This window comes from Rhodococcus sp. D-46, from assembly GCF_011290655.1.
In the GTDB taxonomy this organism is placed as follows: domain Bacteria; phylum Actinomycetota; class Actinomycetes; order Mycobacteriales; family Mycobacteriaceae; genus Rhodococcus_F; species Rhodococcus_F qingshengii.
The window spans coordinates 565,914-589,024 of sequence record NZ_JAANTF010000003.1 but is presented as its reverse complement, the minus strand read 5'-3'; the positions used below and the strand labels follow the sequence as shown (position 1 = coordinate 589,024).

Annotated in this window: 20 protein-coding genes and 1 pseudogene; 12 read left to right on the top strand and 9 right to left on the bottom strand. The window is 62.3% G+C overall.

Annotation, left to right across the window (positions count from 1 at the left end):
* The first annotated feature begins 101 nt into the window (after nucleotides 1-101).
* Nucleotides 102-863, top strand: a complete 762-nt coding sequence (locus G9U53_RS10665) for an SDR family oxidoreductase (RefSeq protein ID WP_042452547.1) — start codon at nucleotides 102-104, stop codon at nucleotides 861-863.
* Here G9U53_RS10665 and G9U53_RS10660 read toward each other — a convergent pair.
* On the bottom strand, nucleotides 845-982 hold the full coding sequence (locus G9U53_RS10660; RefSeq protein WP_003945592.1) for a hypothetical protein: 138 nt from the start codon (nucleotides 980-982) through the stop codon (nucleotides 845-847). The genes G9U53_RS10665 and G9U53_RS10660 overlap by 19 nt on opposite strands.
* Before the next feature lie 219 nt (nucleotides 983-1,201).
* On the opposite strand from G9U53_RS10660, the gene G9U53_RS10655 reads away from it, so the two are divergent.
* From G9U53_RS10655 to G9U53_RS10645, 3 genes are all read left to right on the top strand, one after another.
* A complete protein-coding gene (locus tag G9U53_RS10655) occupies nucleotides 1,202-2,146 on the top strand; it encodes an alpha/beta hydrolase (protein WP_037132348.1) in 945 nt (314 codons plus the stop codon).
* Between the two features lie 262 nt (nucleotides 2,147-2,408).
* Nucleotides 2,409-3,182 (top strand): VOC family protein, encoded by a 774-nt coding sequence (locus G9U53_RS10650; RefSeq protein ID WP_165638651.1) that lies wholly within the window; start codon nucleotides 2,409-2,411, stop codon nucleotides 3,180-3,182.
* A gap of 135 nt (nucleotides 3,183-3,317) precedes the next feature.
* Nucleotides 3,318-4,472 (top strand): nucleotide pyrophosphatase/phosphodiesterase family protein, encoded by a 1,155-nt coding sequence (locus G9U53_RS10645; protein ID WP_007734589.1) that lies wholly within the window; start codon nucleotides 3,318-3,320, stop codon nucleotides 4,470-4,472.
* Here G9U53_RS10645 and G9U53_RS10640 read toward each other — a convergent pair.
* From G9U53_RS10640 to G9U53_RS10625, 4 genes are all read right to left on the bottom strand, one after another.
* A complete protein-coding gene (locus G9U53_RS10640; protein WP_242692490.1) occupies nucleotides 4,458-6,086 on the bottom strand; it encodes a lipid II flippase MurJ in 1,629 nt (542 codons plus the stop codon). The genes G9U53_RS10645 and G9U53_RS10640 overlap by 15 nt on opposite strands.
* A 97-nt stretch (nucleotides 6,087-6,183) precedes the next feature.
* Nucleotides 6,184-7,212 carry a beta-ketoacyl-ACP synthase III gene (locus G9U53_RS10635; protein WP_003945837.1) on the bottom strand — a complete coding sequence of 343 codons (1,029 nt, stop codon included), beginning with the start codon at nucleotides 7,210-7,212 and terminating at the stop codon, nucleotides 6,184-6,186.
* Between the two features lie 161 nt (nucleotides 7,213-7,373).
* The gene (locus tag G9U53_RS10630; RefSeq protein WP_003945784.1) at nucleotides 7,374-8,015 is read right to left on the bottom strand and encodes a response regulator transcription factor; all 642 of its coding nucleotides are present in this window, start codon (nucleotides 8,013-8,015) and stop codon (nucleotides 7,374-7,376) included.
* Complete coding sequence (locus tag G9U53_RS10625; RefSeq protein WP_308252534.1) at nucleotides 8,003-9,241, bottom strand: sensor domain-containing protein; 1,239 nt, start codon at nucleotides 9,239-9,241, stop codon at nucleotides 8,003-8,005. The genes G9U53_RS10630 and G9U53_RS10625 overlap by 13 nt, the downstream gene beginning before the upstream one ends.
* A gap of 109 nt (nucleotides 9,242-9,350) precedes the next feature.
* On the opposite strand from G9U53_RS10625, the gene G9U53_RS10620 reads away from it, so the two are divergent.
* From G9U53_RS10620 to G9U53_RS10605, 4 genes are all read left to right on the top strand, one after another.
* Nucleotides 9,351-10,133, top strand: coding sequence for an ABC transporter ATP-binding protein (locus tag G9U53_RS10620; RefSeq protein WP_054826162.1), 783 nt, complete (start codon nucleotides 9,351-9,353; stop codon nucleotides 10,131-10,133).
* Nucleotides 10,133-12,616 carry an FtsX-like permease family protein gene (locus G9U53_RS10615; RefSeq protein WP_165638649.1) on the top strand — a complete coding sequence of 828 codons (2,484 nt, stop codon included), beginning with the start codon at nucleotides 10,133-10,135 and terminating at the stop codon, nucleotides 12,614-12,616. Before G9U53_RS10620 ends, G9U53_RS10615 begins: the two co-directional genes overlap by 1 nt.
* A 21-nt stretch (nucleotides 12,617-12,637) precedes the next feature.
* Complete coding sequence (locus tag G9U53_RS10610; RefSeq protein WP_064443187.1) at nucleotides 12,638-13,270, top strand: class I SAM-dependent methyltransferase; 633 nt, start codon at nucleotides 12,638-12,640, stop codon at nucleotides 13,268-13,270.
* An 89-nt stretch (nucleotides 13,271-13,359) separates the two neighbouring features.
* The gene (locus tag G9U53_RS10605; RefSeq protein WP_003945933.1) at nucleotides 13,360-15,195 is read left to right on the top strand and encodes an acyl-CoA dehydrogenase; all 1,836 of its coding nucleotides are present in this window, start codon (nucleotides 13,360-13,362) and stop codon (nucleotides 15,193-15,195) included.
* An 85-nt stretch (nucleotides 15,196-15,280) separates the two neighbouring features.
* Here G9U53_RS10605 and G9U53_RS10600 read toward each other — a convergent pair whose 3' ends face one another.
* Complete coding sequence (locus G9U53_RS10600) at nucleotides 15,281-15,913, bottom strand: hypothetical protein (RefSeq protein ID WP_347570809.1); 633 nt, start codon at nucleotides 15,911-15,913, stop codon at nucleotides 15,281-15,283.
* A gap of 179 nt (nucleotides 15,914-16,092) precedes the next feature.
* Between G9U53_RS10600 and G9U53_RS10595 the strand changes: the two genes are divergently transcribed.
* Both G9U53_RS10595 and G9U53_RS10590 read left to right on the top strand, forming a co-directional pair.
* A complete protein-coding gene (locus tag G9U53_RS10595) occupies nucleotides 16,093-16,815 on the top strand; it encodes an ATP-binding cassette domain-containing protein (RefSeq protein WP_007734574.1) in 723 nt (240 codons plus the stop codon).
* Nucleotides 16,816-16,820: 5 nt separating this feature from the next.
* Nucleotides 16,821-18,833: a YhgE/Pip domain-containing protein gene (locus tag G9U53_RS10590; protein WP_007734572.1), complete on the top strand. Its 2,013-nt coding sequence runs from the start codon at nucleotides 16,821-16,823 to the stop codon at nucleotides 18,831-18,833.
* Between the two features lie 2 nt (nucleotides 18,834-18,835).
* On the opposite strand, the gene G9U53_RS10585 is transcribed toward G9U53_RS10590, so the two are convergent.
* The 3 genes and pseudogenes from G9U53_RS10585 to G9U53_RS10575 form a co-directional block, all read right to left on the bottom strand.
* A complete protein-coding gene (locus G9U53_RS10585) occupies nucleotides 18,836-18,949 on the bottom strand; it encodes a hypothetical protein (protein WP_242692489.1) in 114 nt (37 codons plus the stop codon).
* Nucleotides 18,950-20,268: 1,319 nt separating this feature from the next.
* Nucleotides 20,269-20,805, bottom strand: a complete 537-nt coding sequence (locus G9U53_RS10580; protein WP_054781872.1) for a hypothetical protein — start codon at nucleotides 20,803-20,805, stop codon at nucleotides 20,269-20,271.
* Between the two features lie 877 nt (nucleotides 20,806-21,682).
* Nucleotides 21,683-22,254: pseudogene (locus G9U53_RS10575) on the bottom strand (nucleotidyltransferase family protein).
* Between the two features lie 65 nt (nucleotides 22,255-22,319).
* On the opposite strand from G9U53_RS10575, the gene G9U53_RS10570 reads away from it, so the two are divergent.
* A complete protein-coding gene (locus G9U53_RS10570; RefSeq protein ID WP_007734566.1) occupies nucleotides 22,320-22,565 on the top strand; it encodes a helix-turn-helix domain-containing protein in 246 nt (81 codons plus the stop codon).
* Nucleotides 22,562-23,050 (top strand): hypothetical protein, encoded by a 489-nt coding sequence (locus G9U53_RS10565; RefSeq protein ID WP_050655513.1) that lies wholly within the window; start codon nucleotides 22,562-22,564, stop codon nucleotides 23,048-23,050. Before G9U53_RS10570 ends, G9U53_RS10565 begins: the two co-directional genes overlap by 4 nt.
* The last annotated feature ends 61 nt before the right edge of the window (nucleotides 23,051-23,111 follow it).

Sequence of the window (23,111 nt, the reverse complement as noted above, 5' to 3'; positions counted from 1 at the left end):
TGGGATGTAGATCACATCTCGCCCAGCAGGACGCCGAGACAAATATTGCACGGAGCGGACAACTATTCGACAACCGCTAAATGACGAGCAGGAGAACAGCAGTGGGCAAGTTGGATGGAAAAGTGGCCCTGATCACTGGCGCAGGGCAAGGCGTCGGCCAGGGAGTTGCGTTTGCGCTCGCCAAGGAGGGCGCTTCCGTCGCGGTCGCGGGCCGCACTGAGTCGAAACTCGTCGTCACATGTAACGAGATCGCCGAACGCGGAGGCCGTGCCGAACCGGTGCTCATGGATATCGCCGACGCGGATTCCATCACCGGAGCCGTGGCGCGAACGGTGGAACTGTTCGGCGGCGTCGACATTCTGATCAACAACGCCAGCCTCAACCCGCTCGGCAACGTCCTCGACCTCACTCCGGAGCGCCTTGCCGACGGATTGACGTCCGGCCCCGTCGCGACTCTGCGAACCATGCAAGCCTGTTACCCGTTCATGAAGGAACGCGGCGGCGGGGCAATCATCAACATGGTCAGCTCAGTGGCCGTCCGCTGGGACGCTGCCGGCTACGGCGGCTACGCGGCCGTGAAGGAATCCGTCCGAGCCCTCAGTCGCGCGGCAGCATGCGAATGGGGCGTCGACGGGATCCGGGTCAACGCGGTTGCTCCCCACGCGTCGTCGCCGGGCCTGCAGCGTTGGGCAGATGCACGCCCGGAAGAGGCTGCCGCTTTTGTTGCCGGTATTCCGCTCCGCAGGATCGGAGACTGCGAGACGGACATCGGCACCGCGGTGGCTTTCCTGGTCGGCCCGGATGCCGCGTATCTGACTGGAGCAACAATTCCGCTCGACGGTGGTCAGTCGCGCTGGGGCTGAGAGCTGGCGTCGTCGAAGGCAAGCACCGCCGACTTGGCTTCGGCGATCGGGCGGCGGAAAACGAAACCGACCAGAACGGATGCCAAAACCAGCGCGGCCAGAACAATGAGCCCGACCATCCACCACATGGTTTTCAGTATGCCCGAACCGACCTCCGCCGGACGCGCGCCACGGCCGTCGGAAAGCGGCGACAGCCTCGAAAAGTGCTGAACACCAGTCAAATTCCGTTTTGCCCGTTTCCTGAGCTTCTTGAGAAGCCGTGATCGATGACACATATTCGGATCCCGAACCGGAACGAGTGCGTGACTACGACGACACCTCGGTGCATCCTGGCAGGTATGGAATCCGCTGTTTCGGCCCAACTCGTCGACGGAAGCACCCTCACACACCCGTGGGGCGGGACAAGCAACATCACCGATCTCGGCGGTGACGTTCACTGGATCGACTTCGGCGGTCCCAGCGGAGCGCCGCCCATCGTGCTCGTTCACGGTCTGGGCGGCTCGCACCTGAACTGGGTGCGGGTGGCACCGGCGCTGGCGGCGCGCACGCGCGTGTACGCACTTGACCTCGCCGGATTCGGACTCACCTCTGCCCGTGGGCGACACACCGGCGTCGATGCCAACACAGTACTTCTGAATCGCTTTCTCGACACAGTGGTGGGTGAGCCCGCCGTCCTGTTCGGCAATTCCATGGGCGGAATGGTCTCGGCAATGTCGACCCATGCCAGTCCCGAATCAGTCGCCGGCCTGGTCCTGGTGGATCCGGCGCTCCCCCTGCCCGTCCAACTTCCCGATCTGACCGTCGCCGCCCAATTCGCGCTCTACTCGATGCCGTACGTCGGTGAGCAGGTTCTCGGCTTCGGACGCCGAAAGATGTCAGACCGGCAGTTGGCCGCTCAGATGACCAGATTGTGTTTTGCCGATCCGACGCGAGCCGACCCCGCGGTCCTCGACGCGGGCGCTGCCTTGACGGCGATTCGCCGCAACGAACCTACCCAGGATGCCGAATTCCTTCAGGCAGCACGGTCACTGCTGATGACCCTCGCCCGTCCTGCCTCCTATCGAAAGACATTGCGAGAAATCACGACTCCGACGCTCCTGATGCACGGCGATCGCGATCGGCTTGTCCCGGTCGAGGCCGCACGGGCAGCCGCTGCTGCACATCCACACTGGACCACCATCATTCTCGGCGACACCGGCCACACCCCACAATTGGAGATTCCGGACGAGTTCACCCGTCATGCGCTCGCGTGGCTCGATCGCACGGGGCTGATCAGGAGCTGACACGTACCAACACTCCCCGGTGGAACGCCCTTGCCGATCGAGCAAGTGCCCCATCAACTTCAGAGTATCAAGAACGATTCGGCGGTCGTCTACGTTGGCAGGTCCGGCCCACCGGGGAACGCGAAACGGACACATACCCCAAAGCTCTCGAACCCTGGGAATGTGTCGGGGTACGCGCGTAGCGTGAGATTCAGGCCTTCCTCGGCCAAGCATTTCCGCGTCCCCTGCTTGTGTATCCGTTTCGGTTAAGGAGAGTTTTCAGATGCCCGCACGCACAGCGCTCGACGGAACACCCTGTTGGATCGACCTCACCAGCTCCGACGCCGAGGTTGCCAAATCCTTCTACACCAACGTGTTCGGCTGGCAGGCTGACACAAACGACGACCCGCAGTACGGCGGCTACGCGATCTTCAGCAAAGACGGGCAGCCCATCGCCGGGCTCGGACCCCAGCAGGAGGGAAACCCCTACGGCAACGTGTGGACCACCTACATCTCCTCGACTGATGCGGCAGCGTCGGCGTCCAAGGCCCAAGCCGCGGGCGGAACGATCATGATGCCGTCGATGCAGGTCGGTCCTCAGGGCAGCATGGCGATCGTGGGCGATCCGGCCGGTGCCGTCGTCGGCATCTGGCAGGCAGATCAGCATCACGGCTTCGGTTTGGTCGGCGAGGCCGGAGCGCCGGTCTGGCACGAGACCTTGTCCAAGAACTACGCCGCGGTCCTGCCGTTCTACACCGACGTGTTCGGCTGGACTTACGAGTCGATCGGTGACAGCGACGAGTTCCGGTACTCACAGGCCAAGCAGGGTGACACCGTCGTCGCCGGTTTGATGGATGCCAGCTCGTTCCTCCCGGCAGAGGCGCCGTCGTTCTGGCAGGTGTACTTCGGGGCGGACGACACCGATGCGGCCGTCGCCAAGGTCGTCGAATTCGGCGGCAGCGTCTTGCGCGATCCCGAGGACACGCCCTTCGGTCGTCTCGCGTCGGTGGCCGATCCACTAGGTGCCAAGTTCCAGATCTCCACGATCATGGAATGAATCTCCGCGCGGAGGCCGCACCGGTCCGCGGTCTCTGCGCGCTGATCATCTGGAAAGTCCGGATTTGACCGCACAGATTTGAACACTCGCCCAGAAGGTATGCAGTTTTCTGCGTCCAACGCCTAATCTCATGGGATGCCCGCCCCCGCCCCTCTCCTCGATGTGTACTCGCAGCCGACTCTGTCGACGCTTGCGCCGTCGGTACTCGCTTCTCTCGGAGTGAGCGGCGAAGCGAACCGTCTCGATCTACAGCCCAGCAAGAAGACCGTAATTCTACTGGTAGACGGGATGGGCGCGAACTTGCTCGCCCGCAACGCCGAACACGCACCATTCCTGAATTCACTCGTCGGAACGCCCATCCGGGCAGGCTTCCCCACGACGACGGCCACCAGCATCGTCTCACTGGGGACCGGTCTGCCTTCGGGAGCGCACGGCATCACCGGCTACCAGTCCTACGTCGAAGAAGCCGATTCGGTGTTCAACTGGCTGGGTTGGCACAGCGCGGGCAAGAAGGAATCTCAGACCGACTCCATCGTCCCGGAGACCCTGCAGCCGCAGGCCACGACGTTCGATCGCGCCGCCGCAGCCGGCATCACCGTTACAACCGTCGTACCGTCGAAGTTCGACGGCAGCGGCCTCACCCGTGCCGGGATGCGCGGTGCCCAGTTCGCCGGAATCCAGGCATACGGAGACCTCCTCGCTCGCACCGTGGCGGCGTCGAAATCTGCCGACCGCACGTTCACGTACTGCTACATCAGCGAGATCGATGCACTCGGCCACGTCTACGGACCCGAGTCCGAGCCGTGGATCTTCCAACTGATGCTGGTCGATCGACTGGTCGAGCAACTCGCCGCGGCTCTCGGCCCGGACGTGAGATTGCTGGTGACGGCAGACCACGGAATGGTCGACGTGTCGGACGAGAACAAGATCGACTTCGACAACACTCCGATTCTGTCCAAAGATGTACTCGCTCTTGCCGGTGAACCTAGATGTCGTCACATCCACACCCGAGAAGGCGCTGCACAAGATGTTGCGGACCGCTGGCGCGCCGAACTGGGTGACCGCATGTGGATCGGGACGAGGTCCGAGGGCATAGTCGCAGGATTGTTCGGGCCTGCAGTGCATTCCGAGTATCACGGCCGGATCGGTGACGTCATCGCCATTGCGTCCGGGGACGTGGCCGTCGTACGTCGATCTGTCGAATCGGGACTGTCCGGACTCCGTGGACAGCACGGCGCCCTCACTCCGGACGAACTGCTGGTACCGCTCTTGTCCTCAGGACAGCAGTAGGGTTCGCGCCCGGCGAATCTCGGGAACACCGACGACCTTGCATGCACCCAACAGGACGACGGCACCGATGGCCGCACCCGCCGACAATGAAATAACAGCAGCAAGCCTGGGCTCGGGAACTCGGTTCTGAACCGCCACCACCAAAGCGAGCGCACAACCACCTGCCAGAATTGCCGCCGCCGAAATCCTTCCGACGGTGGCCTGCACGCGACGGAATCCCAACAGCCCGTATCGCTTTCGAAGAAGGATGTGGCCGAGTACCGCTCCACACACGTAGGAGAACGAGCCGGCGGCACAGACGGCCAGGACCAGCCTTTCGTCACTAACCGACAGTGACGCAAGAAGGACGAGCGCAGTCTTGGCGACCACCATCACCAGGGCGATCACCGCGGGAGTTCGGGTGTTGTTGTCGGCGTAGAACACTCGCAGCTGAAGCATGACCATCGCAAAGGGCACCAGCCCGAATGCACTGACCGCAACGGCCGTCCCGATCAACCGGGCACTGCTGCCGTCGACCCGGCCGAAGAAGATCAAGGTGGTCAACGAGGGACCGAACACCATGAGCGCCACAGTCACCGGGATCAGCGCCACCACAGAATACCGGGCTCCCCGGCCGAGATCGGATACGACGCCGACGTCGTCACCCGCAGCAACCGACCTGGCGATCCGCGGCATCAGCACCGTCAACAACGACACACCGAGAATGCCGTACGCCACTTGAAACAGCAGATCCGCGTGCGTGTACATCGAGTAGACGTGACGGGAGAGAGTGACCTTCATCGTCACCCACACACCGATCTGGCCGGCAACGACGTACACAAGTACCCAGCCGAGCAACGGCGCCCCGACGCGCACCGGGCGCCAGGTGTGCGGTACGACCCGCACGCGAAGGCGCCACCGAAACCCGTTGCGGTGCAGCGCTCGAGCAACGACGGCGGTTTGCGCCACGATCCCGAGCAAAGTGCCGATACCGATCACCAGAACCTGCGCGGTGGTCATCGACTCGGGAGTCAGAGCCACCGGCCCCGGGATACACAGGAAGACCGCGACCGTCACCAGAAGGACGACGTTGTTGATCACCGGCGCCCAGGCCGGCGCGCCGAATACCGATCGAACGCTGAGCACAGCCGTCATCATCGCCGTGACGCCGTAGAAGAAGATCTCCGGAAGAAGCAAGTACGCGAAGAGCGTCGTGAGCTCTCGTTGAGCCGGATCATCGATCACGGCCGAGACCAGAGGCGGCGCGCACACCACGGCCACTACCGTCACGAGCGCAAGAGCCAGCGCTCCGACGGTGAGAACGCGCTGCGTCTGCTCTCGTTCGAGCGTCCGCCCACGGCTCCGTTGCCGCGTCAGATACGGAAGCAGGACGCTGGCGAGAATCCCGCCGAGGAGGAGCTGATAGACCATGTTCGGGAAGCTGTTGGCCGCGTTGTACGCATCACTGACCAGGGCGATGCCCAGGACCGCGGCAAGGGCAAGGGTGCGGACGAAGCCGGTGATGCGACTGACCGTGCTGGCGAGCGCCACTTGCCCGCCCATCTTTGCCAAGCTGCCGCCCGTCACACCATTACGTTCGGACTCCCGTTCGGACTCCCCCACGTTCTCGACCATCTCGCCAGAGTGCCACATCGCAGACGTTCGACGATCCGGACGGAAACGGAAGGGCGCCCCGAACCGTGGGTTCGAGGCGCCCTTCCGTAAGGAACAATCAGGCGGATTCTGCTCCAGCCAACGGCGGCATGACGACAACCTGACCGGCGAAGGACAGACCCGCACCGAAGGCGAGAAGCAATGCCTTGTCGCCCGGCTTGCACTGGCCGTCGCGCAGCATCTGCTCCATGGCGAGCGGGATCGAGGCCGCGGACGTGTTGCCCGTCTCGGCGATGTCGTTGGAGACGGGGAAGCCCTCGGGCAGCTTCATGCTGCGAGCGATGACCTCGTTGATGCGCTGGTTTGCCTGGTGCGGCACAAAAGCGTCGATGTCCTCGATACCCAGCCCCGACTTCTCCAGGGTGCGGGTGGCGACCTTGCCCATCTCGAAGGCAGCCCAGCGGAACACCGCGGTACCGGCCATCTTGATCCACGGACGAGGTCCGGTCGGGTTCTTGGTGTAGTCGAGCCAGCTGGGCTCCTGAACGATGGCGTCGGACTGGCTGCCGTCCGAACCCCACTCGACCGGGCCGATTCCGACGGTGTCACTCGGGCCGACGACAACTGCGCCTGCGCCGTCACCGAAGATGAAGCGCACGCTGCGATCGGTGGGCTCGGTGGCCTCGCTCATCAACTCGACGCCGACGACGAGTACGTGATCAACCGTGCCGCCGCGAACCAGGTCGCTGGCCACCGCAAGGGCGGTACAGAAACCGGCGCAGCCTGCCGCGACGTCGAATGCAGCCGGACCCTTGATGCCGAGCTCGTGGGCGACGATGGACGCAGCCTGAGGAGTCTGCAGGTCCCACGTCGACGTCGCGATGATCACGGCGCCGATCTGCTCAGGGGCAATGCCGCTGACGTCCAGTGCTTTACGCGCCGCGCTGATCGACATCGCGAGGATGCCTTCACCTTCGCCGGAGAACCGGCGCGACTTGATACCCGATCGCGTCTGGATCCACTCGTCGGTGGAATCGATCAGCTCGCAGATCTCGTCGTTGGTCACGACTCGCTCCGGGCGGTGAACGCCGAGCCCGAGAAGGACGGACTGCCGACCTCCGGCCACACTGGCAATCGGCTTACCCATTGATCGATCTCCTCGTTGGTTTCTGGTGATGACGCGCATTCGACATCACACGTTACGTACAGGACATAAGCCCCTGCCTCTCAGGTCACCGTTCGATCACGGCAACAACATGAGGCTGGCTCACATTACGCTTCGGTCAGGTATGTAGTCCAGATCCACGATCAGGCGCGCAAATGAGCTAGAACTGCCAAAACACGACGATGCCCGCTTTCGGAAGCCGACAGGCCGAGTTTTGCGAAGATATTTCCTATGTGCTTGCTCACAGCGGTGTCGCTGACGACCAGTTTCCTGGCGATTTCCTGATTTCCCAACCCCTCCGCCATCAGTCCGAGAACCTCGGACTCGCGTGGCGTCAGCGATCTGATCGGATCGTCGGCGCGTCGACGGCTCATCAGTTGGGATACGACCTCGGGATCCATCACGGTTCCACCGTCGACGACCCGGTTCAATGCGTCGACGAACTCGGCTACCTTGCCGACCCGTTCCTTGAGCAGGTACCCGACCCCGCCGGCGCCTCCTGCCAACAATTCACCGGCGTAGCGATCCTCGACGTAAGCGGAAAGGACCAGGACGGGAAAGCCCGGGCGAAGCTTGCGCACCTCGATCGCCGCTCGAAGTCCCTCGTTGGTGAAAGTAGGAGGCATCCGGACGTCGAGCACCGCGGCGTCGGGGGCGGTCTCCTCGAACACCGTGAGGAACTGCGCGGCGTCGGAGACAGCAGACACCTCGAAGCCCTCTCCGCGGAGCAGCAGTGCCAGCCCCTCTCGCAGGAGAGCGTCGTCCTCGGCAATCAGAATCCGCACGGTAGTTCCACCCTCATCGTTGTCGGTCCACCCTCCGGGCTCTCCAATACTGCGGTTCCTTCGAAAGCCTCGACCCGGCGTCGAATACCCGCCACGCCGCCGCCCGGGCGTTCGTTCGCGCCGCCGTGACCGTCGTCGATCACGTCGATGAGCATCGTCTCACCCGACGGGTCGTCCGACGTCTCCGTCCGTGCCGTGACGGTGACACTGCGCGCTCCGCTGTGTTTTGCGACGTTGGTCAAGGCCTCGGCGACGACGAAGTACGCAGCAGCCTCGACGGCAGCCGGGGCACGGCGGAGCTCGTCGATCTCGAGTACGCAGGGCACGGCGGAGCGCCCGGCGAGCGCCGAGATCGCGCCCTCCAGACCCAACTCGTCGAGGATCGGCGGGTAGATGTCGTGCACCAACGTCCGGAGTTCGCTCAACGCCTCGGTGGCCGCATCTTGGGCCCGATGCAGTTGTGGCAGAGCCTGGTCCGGATTGTTCTGCAACGACCGCTCGGCCATCCCCAACATCATCACCACCGCGACCAGACGGTTCTGCGCTCCGTCGTGCAGATCCCGCTCGATGCGCTTGAGTTCGGCCGAATGCGCGTCGAGCGCCGCAGCGCGGCTGGCCGTCAGGGCGGTGACGCGCTTCGAGAGGTCCGAACGCGTATCCGGCGCAAGCAAAGTCGTGGTCGACCAGCTGATCCATTTCGCCATCGCGGGGATCAACCACCACGCGATCAGGAAGTACAGGATGCCGATCAACGGCATTCCGGCAGCGCCCAGCCACGACGTCACGGGGTACGGGTTGTTGACGGGTTCGCCCGCGGGCATCTGCTGCCAGTACAGCGGGACGGCAATCGCATTGAGCGCACCGAGTGGCAGAGCAATGGTCAGCATCGCCGCGACGAAAGCACCCAGACCATGAATCGACAACCAGGCCGCGTCGCGCCTCGTCGACTGATCGGTGAGGAACCGGCTCCAGTCCCCGAATGTCGGATTGCTGGGCATCGGTGGGTATCGCTGCAGAACAGGGCGCCCGGTGTACGCAGCGGTGCGTTTGCGAGCCAGGCCGGCCCACCACCGGAGCACTCGCACGTACGACGGCAACAGCAACCAGCCGACGATCAGAATCGAGAGCGACAACAGAATGAGACCGACCATCAGCAAGAACAGGGAAACCACAGCTGCCGCGCCCTCGACGAGCACGTACACCGCAGCCCTGGTTCTCTTCTTCACTGCCCCAGCATGCCGCACCACACTGCACGATCCACTACAGCTGGCTACACCATTAATTCGGGACTCTGCTGGATGTCGACGAATGGCGAATCTCCATAGCGTTCTTCCCATGAAGAATCGACACTCGGTCCTCGCCCCGCCGGCTCCTGGTGCCACGGGAGCTCGAACATCCGCCGTGCGACTAGAAGGGGTCAGCAAGGTCTACGGCAACGGCCGCGGCGCCGTGACCGCCCTCGACAACATCAGCCTCACTCTGCCGCGCAGCACCTTCACCGCCGTGATGGGCCCGTCCGGATCAGGTAAGAGCACTTTCCTGCACTGCGCCGCGGGCCTCGACCGACCGAGCAGCGGATCGGTGTGGCTGGGCGATACCGAAATTTCACAGCTGAAGCCGAAGGCCCGCAGCATCTTCCGTCGCGATCACATCGGTTTCGTCTTCCAGGCCTACAACCTGCTCGGCGCTCTCGACGTCGAGCAGAACGTCACGCTCCCCCTACTCCTCGCCGGGCGACGAGCCGACAAGCAGTACCTGACCTTCGTCCTCGAATCCGTCGGACTCGGATCACACCGAAAGCGCAAACCCTCCGAGTTGTCCGGCGGTCAGCAGCAACGCGTCGCCATCGCACGCGCCCTCGTCACCCACCCCGACGCACTCTTTGCCGACGAACCGACCGGCGCCCTCGACTCCCGTAGCGCCAAGCAGGTTCTGGAGTTGTTGCGCCGGACAGCCGCCGAGTTCGACCAGACCATCGTCATGGTCACGCACGACCCGGTGGCCGCGTCGTACGCCGATCGTGTGCTGTTCCTCGCCGACGGGAAACTTGTCGGGCACATCGACCGCCCGACCCCGCAGCAGATCGCCGAGCGCATGACGCACCTCGGGGACTGGTGATGATGAAAGCGCACACCTTTGCGCACCTGAAAGCGCATCGCTCCGGTTTCGTCGCCGTGTTCGTCTCCGTATTCTGTGCAGCGCTCCTCACCTGCGGTCTGGGTGTGCTGCTGGAATCGGGAGTGCGGGGCGGTGTCTCACCACATCTCTACGCCGGTGCCGACGCCGTCGTGAGTGCACCACAGGCGCTCGAGGTCAAGGAAGACGCCGATCAGCCTTTTGCCGAGCGAGTTCTCCTCGACGACGATACGGTCCGCAAGCTCGACACACTCGATGTCACGGTGGTTCCCGACATCTCCGTCCCGGTCAGCACGGCCGAGGGCGTCGTACTCGATGCACATCCTTGGAACACAGCACAATTGGCGCCGTACTCGCTCACCGAGGGGCGCGCTCCGCAGAGCCGCGACGAGGTGGTCTCGACCACGGGCGCCGCGCTCGGCGAGCGAATCACGCTGGCTCACGGCGCGGTAACGGACGAGTACACCGTCGTCGGCACAGCTGATTCGGCTTCGGTGCCGTCACCCGACCGTCCGGCACTCGTCTTCCTCGACGACGCAGAGGCCGAACGGTTGTGGCCGCACCAGCACGCTGTCACCGCAGTCGGATTGATCGCTCCCGAAGGCGTGGATGCTGCCGCTCTCGCCCGCGATGCACTCGCCGGAACCGGTGCGGAGGTCTCGACCGGCACTGCACGCGGAGGCATCGAATTCCTCGACGCCGGTGCTGCGCGGACGCAGTTGATCGTGCTCTGCGCGTCGTTTGCCGGTCTCGCGTTGATGGTCAGTATGTTCGTCGTTTCCAGCACGCTGTCGCTCTCGATCAACGCCAGACGCCGAGAGTTCGCTCTGCTGCGGGCAATCGGAGCCACCACGCGACAAGTGCACGTCATGATCGGACGTGAAGTGCTGCTCGTTGCTGCTGCGGCGGCAGCTCTCGGCGCGGTGCCCGGATACCTGCTCGCCCGAGTGCTGGGCGCACAGTTCGCCGACGCCGGTGTCATGCCCACCGATTTCGCGCTGGCCTACAGCCCGCTTCCGGCGATCGCAGCTTTCCTGATCTGCGTACTCACTGCCCGCGCGGCAGCGGCGATCGCGGCACGACGACCGGCGAAGCTCGACCCCGTCGAAGCGCTTCGCGAATCCGAAAGCGGCCCGGCGAAACTGAGCCGCGGACGTATCGTCACCGGGCTGATCTTCGGCGCCGCCGGCCTCAGCGCCTGCGTCCTCCCTGCTTTCCTGCCCGGCAGCGTGGCGGCCGCTGGAGCCGGTTCGAGCGCACTGTTGTTGATCTTCTCGGTCGCGCTGCTCGGCCCCTTGTTGGTGCGCGGCATCATCAAGGTGATCGGCGGTCCGCTGCGCCGCAGTGGGTCGGCGTCCAAAGTTCTCGCTGCCGCCAACGCCGAATCCAATTCGAGACGGCTCTCGTCGGCGGTTGTTCCGTTGGCTCTCGCAATCGCACTGGGCTCGGTGCAGTTCTTCAGCCAGAGCACCGTCGCCGCCGAGGCGACCAACCAGTCGATCAAGGGCGTCACCGCCGACCTGATCGTCGGCGCACCAGCCGGTATCGCTCCCTCGCTACTCGAGTCGATCGCATCGGTGCCCGGAGTGAGTGCGGCAAACCCGGTGGTCCGCAGTCAAGTCCTCCCGGTACCCAGCGGAGAGGAAGGCGGCTCAGCCGACAGCGCGATCGCGGCCCAGGGCATCGACGCCGCCAGCGCCGACGCGACCCTCGATCTCGCGGTGACCGAGGGCGACCTCAGCGCTCTGACCGGCGATACCGTTGCCGTGAGCGAAGACGGCGCCTTCACCCTCGGAGCCAAGGTAGGCCAGCGCGTCGACCTCTATCTGGGTGACGGAACACTGGTACATCCCATGGTCGTCGCAAAATATGGTCGCGGCCTCGGATTCGGGGACGTGACCATGCCGATCGAGACTTTGCGTCAGCACTCCACCGACGCTCTGATCGACACCGTTCTGGTTGCTGCCGAACCCGGACGGTCGGCCGAAGTCCAGCAGTCGTTGCGCTCGTTCCCCTCGATCGCCGCGATGAACCAGGACCAGTTCGGGGCCGCGGGCGAAGATCAGCGCCGTATGCAGTCGTGGGTCAGCATCCTCGCCGTCCTCGTCCTGCTCGGCTATCTCGCAGTCGCCGTCGTGAACACCCTGGTCGCCGCGACTGCCGAGCGTTCCCGCGAGTTCGCGCTCCTTCAACTGGTGGGCTCGCGGACGAGGCAGGTCCGAGCAATGATGCGCATCGAGTCGTTGATGGTGGTGGGAATCGCCGTCGTGGTCGGATCACTGATCGCCCTGCCGCCTCTGATGGGCATTGCCGTAGCGGTGTCCGGGCAGCCGATCCCGGCGATTTCACCGGCGATTTACGGTTCCATCGTCGCGGTGACCGCTGTTCTGGGATTTGTCTCCATCGCGATCCCGACGCGCGCCGCTCTACGCAAGAACCCGATGGACGGAGTGCGTAACCACTGAGTGGCACTACCGTCGTCATCTATGGATGCGGCGGCCTGGGACAAGAAGTACGAAGAAACCGAGCTCGTCTGGGGCGCTCCTCCCAACGAACTGCTGGTGGAATACGCGACGGCCCTCCCCCACGGCCAGGCACTGGACCTGGCGTGTGGCGAGGGCCGTAACGCGTTGTGGCTCGCGACCCGCGGTTGGGAGGTCACCGGGATCGACTACTCGGCCGTCGCGATCGAGAAAGCCCGCACGATCGCGGCCCGCTCGCCCCGATCGGTTCTCGACCGGCTCGACTACCGATGCGGCGACGTCACCGTCGCGGATTACGCCTCGAGGAACGGGCAGGGATACGACTTGGCCCTGCTTCTTTACCTTCATCTGCCCGCACCACAACGCACCCTGGTTGTGAACCGTGCCATAAATTCTCTGAAACCTGACGGAATCCTCATGATTTTGGGTCACGACCGAAGCAACATCGACTACGGCGTCGGCGGGCCGCAAGATCCCGAAATCCTTTACACACCAGAAGAATTGATGCAGGAGTTCCACGGAAAGCTCGAGTTCGAGATCGCCGGAAATCCCCACAGGCACACCGAAACGGGAATCGCGGTCGACGCGCTTGTCATCGGACGCAAATCCGGTGTTGGCAATGCAAAGAACGGCTAGTAACATGTATTAAGTTACCGACGAGTAATAAACTTCGGGCGGTACTAGGAGTGCTGGACCGCACCACCTCACTGGGAGAAGCAGAAGACATGGGCCATTACAAGAGCAACGTTCGGGACCTGGAGTTCAACCTCTTCGAGGTTCTCGGACTGGAGAAGCCACTGAGCGAAGGCGCTTGGGGCGACCTGGATGCCGACACTGTCCGCAACATGCTGGCAGAGGTCGCACGCCTGGCCGAGGGACCGCTTGGCGAATCTTTCGCCGATGCGGACCGCAATCCCCCTGTCTTCGATCCCGAGACGCACACCGTTGCACTTCCGGAATCCTTCAAGAAGTCGTTCAAGGCTCTGTGGGATGCCGAGTGGTACCGCATGGGATTGAGCGAAGAGGTCGGCGGCGTGCCGGTTCCCCGCTCCGTCGTGTGGGCCATCGGTGAGCTGATCCTGGGCGCACAGCCTGCAGCGCACATGTACCAGGCCGGACCCGCCTTCGCGGACGTGCTGTTCAACAACGGCACCGAAGAGCAGAAGAAGTGGGCAGCCACCATCGTCGAACGCGGATGGGGCGCCACGATGGTCCTCACCGAGCCCGACGCCGGCTCCGACGTCGGTGCCGGACGCACCAAGGCGATCAAGCAGGACGACGGCTCCTGGCACATCGAGGGCGTCAAGCGCTTCATCACCTCGGCCGACTCGGACGACCTGTTCGAGAACATCTTCCACCTCGTTCTCGCTCGCCCCGAAGGCGCCGGACCGGGCACCAAGGGCTTGAGCCTGTTCTTCGTCCCGAAGACGCACTTCAACTTCGAGACCGAAGAGTTCGGCGAGCGTAACGGTGTCTTCGTCACCAACGTCGAGCACAAGATGGGCCTGAAGGTCTCCGCCACGTGTGAGGTCACCTTCGGCGGCCACGGTATCCCCGCACAGGGCTGGCTGGTCGGCGAGGTCCACAACGGCATCGCCCAGATGTTCGACGTCATCGAGCACGCTCGAATGATGGTCGGCACCAAGGCAATCGCCACCCTCTCCACCGGTTACCTCAACGCTCTCGATTACGCCAAGCAGCGCGTGCAGGGCGCAGACCTGACCCAGATGACCAACAAGGCAGCACCGCGCGTGACCATCACGCACCACCCCGACGTGCGTCGTAGCCTGGCAATGCAGAAGGCATACGCCGAAGGCCTGCGCGCGGTGTACCTCTACACCGCAGCTCACCAGGACGAGGTTGTCGCCCAGCTCGTCTCGGGCGCAGACAAGGACACCGCGTTCCGCGTCAACGACCTGCTGCTCCCGATCGTCAAGGGCGTCGGCTCCGAGCGTGCGTACCAGTACCTGACGGACAGCCTGCAGACCCTCGGTGGATCCGGCTTCCTGCAGGACTACCCGATCGAGCAGTACATCCGTGACTCCAAGATCGACTCGCTGTACGAAGGCACGACGGCCATCCAGGCTCAGGACTTCTTCTTCCGCAAGATCGCTCGTGACCGCGGCGTCGCGCTCGCTCACGTTGCCGGACAGATCAAGACCTTCATCGACAGCGAAGCCGGCAACGGTCGTCTGAAGGCGGAGCGCGCACTGCTCGCCACCGCACTCGAAGACGTCCAGGCCATGGCCGCCACGCTCACCGGCTTCCTCATGGGAGCTCAGGAGCAGCCCACCGAGCTGTACAAGGTCGGCCTCGGCTCCGTCCGCTTCCTGATGTCCGTCGGCGACCTGCTCATCGGCTGGCAGCTGCTCCGCCAGTCCGAGATCGCTCTCGCAGCACTCGACAACGGCGCTTCCGACAAGGACAAGGGCTTCTACGAGGGCAAGGTCGCCATCGCTTCCTTCTTCGCCAAGAACGTCCTGCCCGAGCTCACCGCTTCACGCGAGATCGTCGCGAACACCGAGAACGACATCATGGAGATCGACGAAGCAGCATTCTGATTCGTTCCTGATTCATGAAAAGTGCCGGTCCCGAGAACGTTTCGGGGCCGGCATTTTCATGCTCAGCAGTCCATGGAATCCGAGGTCATCTGCGCTCGACGGTCGGGCAACTGATCTGTGCGGACAGTACGGACGTCGTCGGTTGTTCGCCGGGCCGTGCCGCCGTTCCCACCAGGGAAAGCGCCACGCGCCTGCGGTCCGGAGAACTGACGATTTCGATGGACTTGTCGTCACCGCCCCCGAAGGACACGAACTGTCCGCTCTGATCCGAGAACTTCATGATCGCCGACCCGTGCTGACCTGGTTCCGGTTTTTCGTTCACGTAGACCTGCAACTGGAAATCACGTCCCGGATACTCGCCGCCGCCGTCGTACTCGTAAAAGGAACTGGTGTGCACCTCGTAGGCCCACTGGCGGTGACCGGCGGGCACCGAATCCGCCCAGTTGTGCTCGAAACACGTGACGGATCCGGGCAGCGAGACATTGGCTGCGCCGCTCCACCCACCGGACAGGGTGATGGCTCCGTACGGCGCTGCTTCGGACTCGTGCCGATCGGAAGGCAAGGGCGGAACGGTCACGGGTCCGACATTGCGACCGGTGAACTCGAAAAGCCTCTCGCTCGACACGAACGGGGGCGACTCGCGCTCGCCGGCACAGGAGACAACCGACAGGGTGGCCATGACCAGTAACGCACACATACCGCGTCTACGAACCGGCACCTCGACTCCCCCGTTCCGTTTCCAACAGAATACATACCGTTCGGTCTTCAAGTTGTCGAACGTGTCCGACACATCCCATTCCTGGGACCGCTCGCCCGCTACCGATGTGATTGGGTGAGCACGAACGTCCACTGAACCAGCACTCGGTTCTTTCGCAGGCCGAGTAGATCAACAGACAGGTGATCATCGTGGTCGCACCAGAGCACGCACAACCCGATTACGCCCCCGACCTGGCATTGACCGCCACGGACTTGGCGCTCGACGGCCCATGGGGGCCGGTGTTCGGACCCGTCAATCTCGAGATTCGTGCGGGCGGTGTGACGATCCTCGAAGGCTCGGCCGGTTCAGGACGTACGTCCTTACTTCTGACACTCAGCGGACGAATGAAAGCCAGTTCCGGCTCACTGTCCGTCTTCGGTCGGACGCGTCCCCGCGAGATCTTCGAGATCGCCGGGGTCGCCGGGTTCGAGGACATCGACGAGCTTGCCGAATCCGTCACCGTCCGCGATCTGATCACCGAACAAATTCGCTGGGATGCGCCCTGGTACAAGCTCATCGGACGCGCCGGAGACCGCGAACTCGAAGCGGTGTGCGCTCCCGTCTTCGGCGATCATCCGTTACCTGCGCTCGGCCGGTACGTCAGCGATCTCGGGGAACTCGAGGCGATCCTGCTGCGTATCGCCGTCGCGAACACGAAAAAGCCGGCCCTGCTTGTCGTCGACGATCTCGAACAAGTGCGGCGCGACTCCGAACGTGCGTACCTCGTCGAGCGACTCGTCGAGATGGGGAGCTACCAGACCATCATCGCGTCGACCGTCAACCCGCTGCCAGACGGATCACCCATCGATGCCGTCACCCTGCTCCAAGAAGTCACCAATCCCGACCAAGAAGGGGCGAGGTAACCGCGATGCTCGCTGGAATGTCTCTCGGAACCGAACTCAAGCGGTTCTCCCGCGGCGCGATGCCCAGGATCGCACTCGTCACCATCATCTTGATGCCACTGCTGTACGGCGCGATGTACCTGTGGGCGTTCTGGAATCCGTTCGGTGAGGTCAACAAGGTCCCCGTCGCGCTGGTCAACACCGACCGCGGCGCGATGGTGCAGGGTCAGGAGCTCAACGCGGGCGACGAGGTAAGCCAAGCGCTGCTCGATTCCGGTGAGCTCGATCTCCACCTGGTCTCGCAGCAGGAAGCCGCTCAGGGAGTCTCGGACGGCACGTACTACTTCTCTCTCACATTGCCTGAGAATTTCAGCGAGGCCGTCGCCTCCCCGACGACCAAGGACCCCCACAAAGCTCAGTTGCAGTTCACCTTCAACGACGTCAACAACTACCTCGGCACCATCATCGGCCAAAACGCCGCCCAGCAGGTCCTCAGTCAGGTCAGCGACAAGATCGGCGCGCAGTCCGTCGAAACAGTTCTGGTCGGATTGACCGATGCGGGTGCTGGTTTGAAGCAGGCCGCCGACGGAGCGCTCCAGCTCTCGGCCGGAGTGAACACTGCCAACGCCGGAGCCGGCGAATTGGCGTCGGGCTCGAAAACTCTGGCCGACAACATGGTTACCGCACGTGACGGTGCAGCCACTCTTGCCGGCGGTACAGCGCAACTCTCGACCGGTATCAACACCGCCACGGACGGCGTCCTCGCACTGACCGACGGTCTGGGGCAGCTCGATCTCGGAGCCGTCCAACTTGGCGACGGCGCAAGCCAACTCAGTGGTGGCGTCACCCAGGTCGTCGACCAACTGAGTGTCCTCGGGAACACACAAGCAGACGTCGCACAGCTGGTCGGGCAGGCAGTGGCCAGCCTTCGACTGAACCCGGATCCCGTCAGCCAACAGATCGCCAATGCCCTCGCGCCTGCCCAGGACATGCTGCGCACTCAGGGTTTCGGTGAAGCGACCATGGGCCAACTGGGCGAACTCAAGAGCGGTGCACAACAACTCGCCTACCAACTCGACGATCCGTCGAGCACCTTCCGAGCCGGGCTCAGCGCCGCGGCCAACGGCGGTGGTGAACTCCGCAACGGCCTGGTACAGCTGCGTGACGGCGGTCAACAAGTCAACGACGGCGCTCAAACCCTCAGCAGTGGACTGGTTCAACTCACCGACGGAAGCGTTCAACTCTCCGATGGTGCAGCCAAACTCGCAGACGGCACCGAGCAACTCCGTGCCGGGTCTGCCGAACTCGCGACCAAACTCACCGAGGGCGCCGGTCAGGTCCCCAGTTGGAGCGATCAGCAGCGAACCGCAACCGCTCAAACCCTCTCCAGCCCGGTCGAACTACAGGAGACGTACGAGAACCGGGCAAGCACGTTCGGAACCGGTTTTGCTCCGTTCTTCCTGCCTCTCGCGCTGTTCGTGGGCGGCATCATCACCTGGATGCTGCTCAAGCCGCTCCAGAACCGGCCCATCGCAAACGGACTCGGCGCGCTGCGAGTGGTCCTCGCCTCGTACTGGCCGGCCTTGCTCATCGGCATCTGCCAGGTGATCGTGATGTACCTGGTCGTGCACTTCGCCGTCGGCCTGCACCCCACACACGCCCTCGGCACCGTCGGATTCCTGATGCTCATCACTGCCACGTACATGGCGTTGATCCAGGCATTCAACGCCATCTTCGGAGTCTCCGTCGGACGCGTCATCACCCTGGCCTTCCTGATGCTGCAATTGGTTTCGGCCGGCGGCATCTATCCCGTCGAAACCACCGCGAAACCGTTCCAGATCATCCACCCGTTCGACCCCATGACTTACGCGGTGAACGGGCTACGACAACTCACCGTCGGCGGTATCGACTCAAGACTGTGGGTCTCGATCGCCGTCCTCGGCGGCCTTCTCGTCGCCTCACTCGGCGCCAGTTCACTTGCTGCACGCCGAAATCGGCAATGGACCATGGACAGGCTGCATCCGCCGATCGAGGTCTAGGTTTAGGTCTCAGGCCAAGGCTCCACGGTCAGCGCAGGCCATTCCCTGCGCCACCGTGCTGCCTTGGCCTCGTAAACCTCTCTCGGCGCCAGTACCGGGTTGGGGCGGACGATCATGTTTTGAAGCTGCCTCGCACGTGATGCAGACCCTGCCAGGAACCTTTACGACAGGGTCTGCATTCGGCTATCTCAGATATCGTCGGAGCTGCCGATCAGCTCACGTCGAATATTCTATTTCGCGCTCATCGATCGAGGCTTGCCCACCCGCCGCCTTCCATTGATGCGGTCCACAACCCGACCAACGTCAGCCCGTAAAACGCTAGCGTGTTCTTGACACTTCCGGTCCAGAAATCAGACGACATGAGTTCACCCTTCTTTACGAGAGTCCGACAAGGAATTGTTGAAGCGGAAACCTAAGGGCGTAGAACGTCATGGTTGCAAGTTCAGCCAGGTCCGTGCTCATTGCGTTGAGCGACATCTAGTTTCTCCTCAGATTGAACAGGGTCACCGGGGGTAACCGAATGACAGTTGGAGCGGGATATCCATCAGATATGTAAATAACATCGGAAGCATCTGTTCTACGGTCTGCCCCAGCGACGCGGTACCTTGCTGCACGGATCCCATCAGCCCTCTCCTCCACTCGCGGACATGTCGAGCGAGATGGCGTTCAATCCATCAAGCCCGTCGCCTAACGATGTTGCAAAGGACGGGATAAATGCCCGCAGGAGGGCCATGAACTGACCTAACATTTGTTACTCCGTTTCCAGTAGGTAATTGCTCTGACTGTGGCGCGGGGCCAGGTCGGTTTATCCGGCACAACAGTGGTTGCCAAGCGAGGTTTTGGGGAAGCCCGCAACTCCTCGTGGTGCCGACAACTGTACCCAAAATTTGCAAATTAGGAACTCGTTCTAGGAATTTTTCTTGCCATAGATGGAATTCATTTAGTTAGCACTAAAGTCCTAGTACTATAGTTCGGTTCATTAAATCTTTAGGACTAGAAATTTTGCACCGAAAGCGAGATGGAACCGCTTGCAGGATCAGAAAGCCACCCGAATCACGGATTCAGGTCGCGCAGCCAACTTCCCGATCACGGCTTCACGAACACTATTCAGTGGCACAAGAATTGATTGCGAGCCAACCTTACGGCGATTGCCCATAAGCCATGACTTCGAGACGATACCGATGCCGTCCAATCCGTGCCGGACGACCGAATTACATCGAGCAGGCTGCGAGACAAAGCCGCAGAGACAGGCCTGCATTCGTCACAGCCGAAGCAGCATTCGCCATCTCCCTGGCGACACCCGCGCCCATTGTCACAATTGCCGAAACACACACCCGAACTCGCAACACGGCGTCATACGGCGAACGGGTTGGAGCACGGAGACCCGCACTCCAACCCGTCCAGGTTCTTACGATCAACCTTGCAGCCGATCGACTTACTGGTAGTAGAAGTTCACCTTCGAGGCCCTATCCGAAAAGATGAACGCATTGCCATGGAGGAGGAACTCCCCTGCATCGATGACGGCGTCCGCCCCGCCGCCCGACCACTGCCCTGTGCGAGTTGTTGTGCCGTCCAACACGGTCGGAGTGTCGGTGGACATCCTGACCTCACCACCGCTCGTCACGGTGCTAGCCATCGCCGAGTCACCCTGCATGCACCATCCACCCGCGGCATTCGTTGTGGCGGTGAAGGTCGTGATCGGAGTCGTGCTGGAGGATGAGCTGTATAGCTTGCCAGTGACCTGGGCGCCCACTACCGCTTTGGCACCAGAAGGCACGCCCGCCACGTGGGCGTCCGGGCCGACGTAGAAATTGCCACATACCTGATACGCAGAGGATGCGGAAAGAGTTACGGCGGAGCCAGCAGCGCCGACGGTGGCAGCGGATGCAATACCGGTTCCGGCGAGCACCATCGCACCGGCTGCGGTACCGAGCAGGACACCTCTGACGGAATTCTTGGCAGTCAACTTCACGAGTTCTTCCTTCGGTTGAATTGATAGACCCCAGGCGTTCAATTCATAGGCGAGAGCGCGGAGTCCTTAACGCTCCAACCCGATCTGTTCTGACCATCTCTTATCACCAACCGACCTGCTATCTTCGGGGCTATCGCCAACTTCGCATTTATGGCCCTGCTCGCAGGGCTACAGCTTTCCCTAAAAGGGAATGCCCTGGTGAGAGCTCGCATTGAACAGGACCCGAAGCTCTGGTGACGTGAGTCACTGTACTCACATTTCGTCCATCCGGGAACAGGTTCTAGAAATTTTTCGTCCAACCTCGATATTTTTCTCAATGAAATTTCGAGCATCGAATGCAAAGCGTTTAAACCGACAATCCAAATAGTCGAGAAGTTTGAAAAGCCACGACAGTCGTCGAGCAGAAAATATTCCGATATATCGCACGTTGCACGAAAAGTCACATAGACAAACCACACTTTCACCGTAGAATGTTCATTTGTTAGTGATGATTGCTATTCACATTGGAGAAACCTTATTAGCACTAAAGAATTAGACGTAAAGTATTAGAAACAATCCACCAAATATCGGAAGAGATTTTCACCATGAGGGGACCCAGACAATCATGGATGAACGTCGCAGCACACTGAAAGTTCGTGAAATTAGCGCAGACGATTCCGAAAGGCGCAAGGTCTTGCGGGGGTTCAACTACCAGAACTACAGCTGGATGCGTTGAATCCGGCCGGTTGTCTCCATGCACGGACGGACGAGACAGCAGGGTCGACACGGATCGGCCACAGTTCGTGGCCGTGGCGGACGCACTGCGACCAGGGAAGACACGCCTCTCACGCCGAAATCGGCAATGGACCATGGACAGGCTGCATCCGCCGATCGAAGTCTAGGTCAGGTTCTCCGGCCAAGGCTCCACGGTCAGCGCGGGCCATTCCCTGCGCCACCGTGCCGCCTTGGCCTCGTACACCTCTCTCGGCGCCAGTACCGGGTTGGGGCGGACGATCATGTCGAAAAGGTCGTCGTAGCCATGCGGGGCATACACGTCGACGGTGCCGTCTGATCCCTTGGTGATCCCGAAACAGCAAGTTGTGGAAGCGAAGTGGTCGATAGCGTCGCGGCAACTGGTGAACGGAACGCCGGGAATCCCGAAATGTTGCTCGTACCACAGGTGCACGCGGGCTTCGTTGCGTACTTCGACATCGGCATCGACATCGGCGAACAGTTCTGCCGCCGAACGAATCACACGGTCCTCCGCGTCGTAGCTCAGATCGCCGGCGTCGAAGTAGAAGAGGTCGTAGTCCTTGATTCCGGCGCCGAGGTCACGGCCGTCGATGTGATTCCAGACGGTTTGGAAGAGCCCACCCGCCGTCAGGTACCACTCCGGCAATCCCAGCTTCGATCCACGATCGTTGCGACCACCGGATTGGCCAGGGCGATCTCGAGAAATCGTTCACGCATGCTCTTCAGCCTCTCATATGACAAGCAAACTTGACATCTAGTGACAAGTATTCTTTACTTTTTGCATGACTGGAAAGGCCGGCGACAACAACGTGCGGGAGCACCGACGCCTCGCCGGCCTCACCCAGGCGCAACTGGCCACGGCAGGTCAGGTGAGCAGACAGAGCATCGTCTCCGTCGAACGCGGCGACTATGCACCGAGTGTCTACCTGGCACTACGCCTGGCACTGGCACTGGGGACCACCGTCGAAGCGCTCTTTCCCCTACCCGAATCGGAACTCACCACAGAAATTCCAGAGGAGACGGCATGAGCACCATGATGAAGGCAATGCGGTTCGTCGGCGATCTGGACGACGACTTCTACAAGGACGAGCGTCAGCGCGACGTCTGGAACGAAGCCTCGGCGGTGGGACTCCAGAGTGTCTTCTGGGCAATATTCGTCAGCTCGGCGATTCTGCCCTGGGTCGCCGGCCGAACAGGGGCGTGGATCTCGCTCGCGCTGCTGATCGTTGCGTTGTTCGGCTCGTTGATCACGATCATCTATGCGAAGCGTCGCGACGTCGATGTGTACGTGTTGTCCACCTACGGCCGTCCTCGCGTGGTGATCAGCATCGCGCTCTACCTCGTGGCCGCTGTCGGAATCATGGCCCGTCTCGAATTCGATTCGTACGAAGAATCGTCAACCTGGGTCGGCGCGCTGGTAGGCGCCATCATCGGCGGTGGCGTCGCAATCGCAATCGTCAAACTTCACCAGCAGCGCGCCAAGCGACGCGAAGCGGCCGAAGAACTTCTCTGAATTCCGGAAGTCTGCCCAGCACAACGGAATCCATAGAGTTGGTAAAATCGTGCCAGGTCAA

Excerpts from the sequence above, each read along its gene's own strand:
- G9U53_RS10660 (WP_003945592.1), bottom strand. The coding sequence starts at position 982 with ATGGTCGGGCTCATTGTTCTGGCCGCGCTGGTTTTGGCATCCGTTCTG.
- G9U53_RS10655 (WP_037132348.1), top strand. The coding sequence starts at position 1,202 with ATGGAATCCGCTGTTTCGGCCCAACTCGTCGACGGAAGCACCCTCACA.
- G9U53_RS10650 (WP_165638651.1), top strand. The coding sequence starts at position 2,409 with ATGCCCGCACGCACAGCGCTCGACGGAACACCCTGTTGGATCGACCTC.
- G9U53_RS10645 (WP_007734589.1), top strand. The coding sequence starts at position 3,318 with ATGCCCGCCCCCGCCCCTCTCCTCGATGTGTACTCGCAGCCGACTCTG.
- G9U53_RS10640 (WP_242692490.1), bottom strand. The coding sequence starts at position 6,086 with ATGGTCGAGAACGTGGGGGAGTCCGAACGGGAGTCCGAACGTAATGGT.
- G9U53_RS10635 (WP_003945837.1), bottom strand. The coding sequence starts at position 7,212 with ATGGGTAAGCCGATTGCCAGTGTGGCCGGAGGTCGGCAGTCCGTCCTT.
- G9U53_RS10620 (WP_054826162.1), top strand. The coding sequence starts at position 9,351 with ATGAAGAATCGACACTCGGTCCTCGCCCCGCCGGCTCCTGGTGCCACG.
- G9U53_RS10615 (WP_165638649.1), top strand. The coding sequence starts at position 10,133 with ATGATGAAAGCGCACACCTTTGCGCACCTGAAAGCGCATCGCTCCGGT.
- G9U53_RS10610 (WP_064443187.1), top strand. The coding sequence starts at position 12,638 with ATGGATGCGGCGGCCTGGGACAAGAAGTACGAAGAAACCGAGCTCGTC.
- G9U53_RS10605 (WP_003945933.1), top strand. The coding sequence starts at position 13,360 with ATGGGCCATTACAAGAGCAACGTTCGGGACCTGGAGTTCAACCTCTTC.
- G9U53_RS10590 (WP_007734572.1), top strand. The coding sequence starts at position 16,821 with ATGCTCGCTGGAATGTCTCTCGGAACCGAACTCAAGCGGTTCTCCCGC.
- G9U53_RS10585 (WP_242692489.1), bottom strand. The coding sequence starts at position 18,949 with ATGATCGTCCGCCCCAACCCGGTACTGGCGCCGAGAGAGGTTTACGAG.
- G9U53_RS10570 (WP_007734566.1), top strand. The coding sequence starts at position 22,320 with ATGACTGGAAAGGCCGGCGACAACAACGTGCGGGAGCACCGACGCCTC.
- G9U53_RS10565 (WP_050655513.1), top strand. The coding sequence starts at position 22,562 with ATGAGCACCATGATGAAGGCAATGCGGTTCGTCGGCGATCTGGACGAC.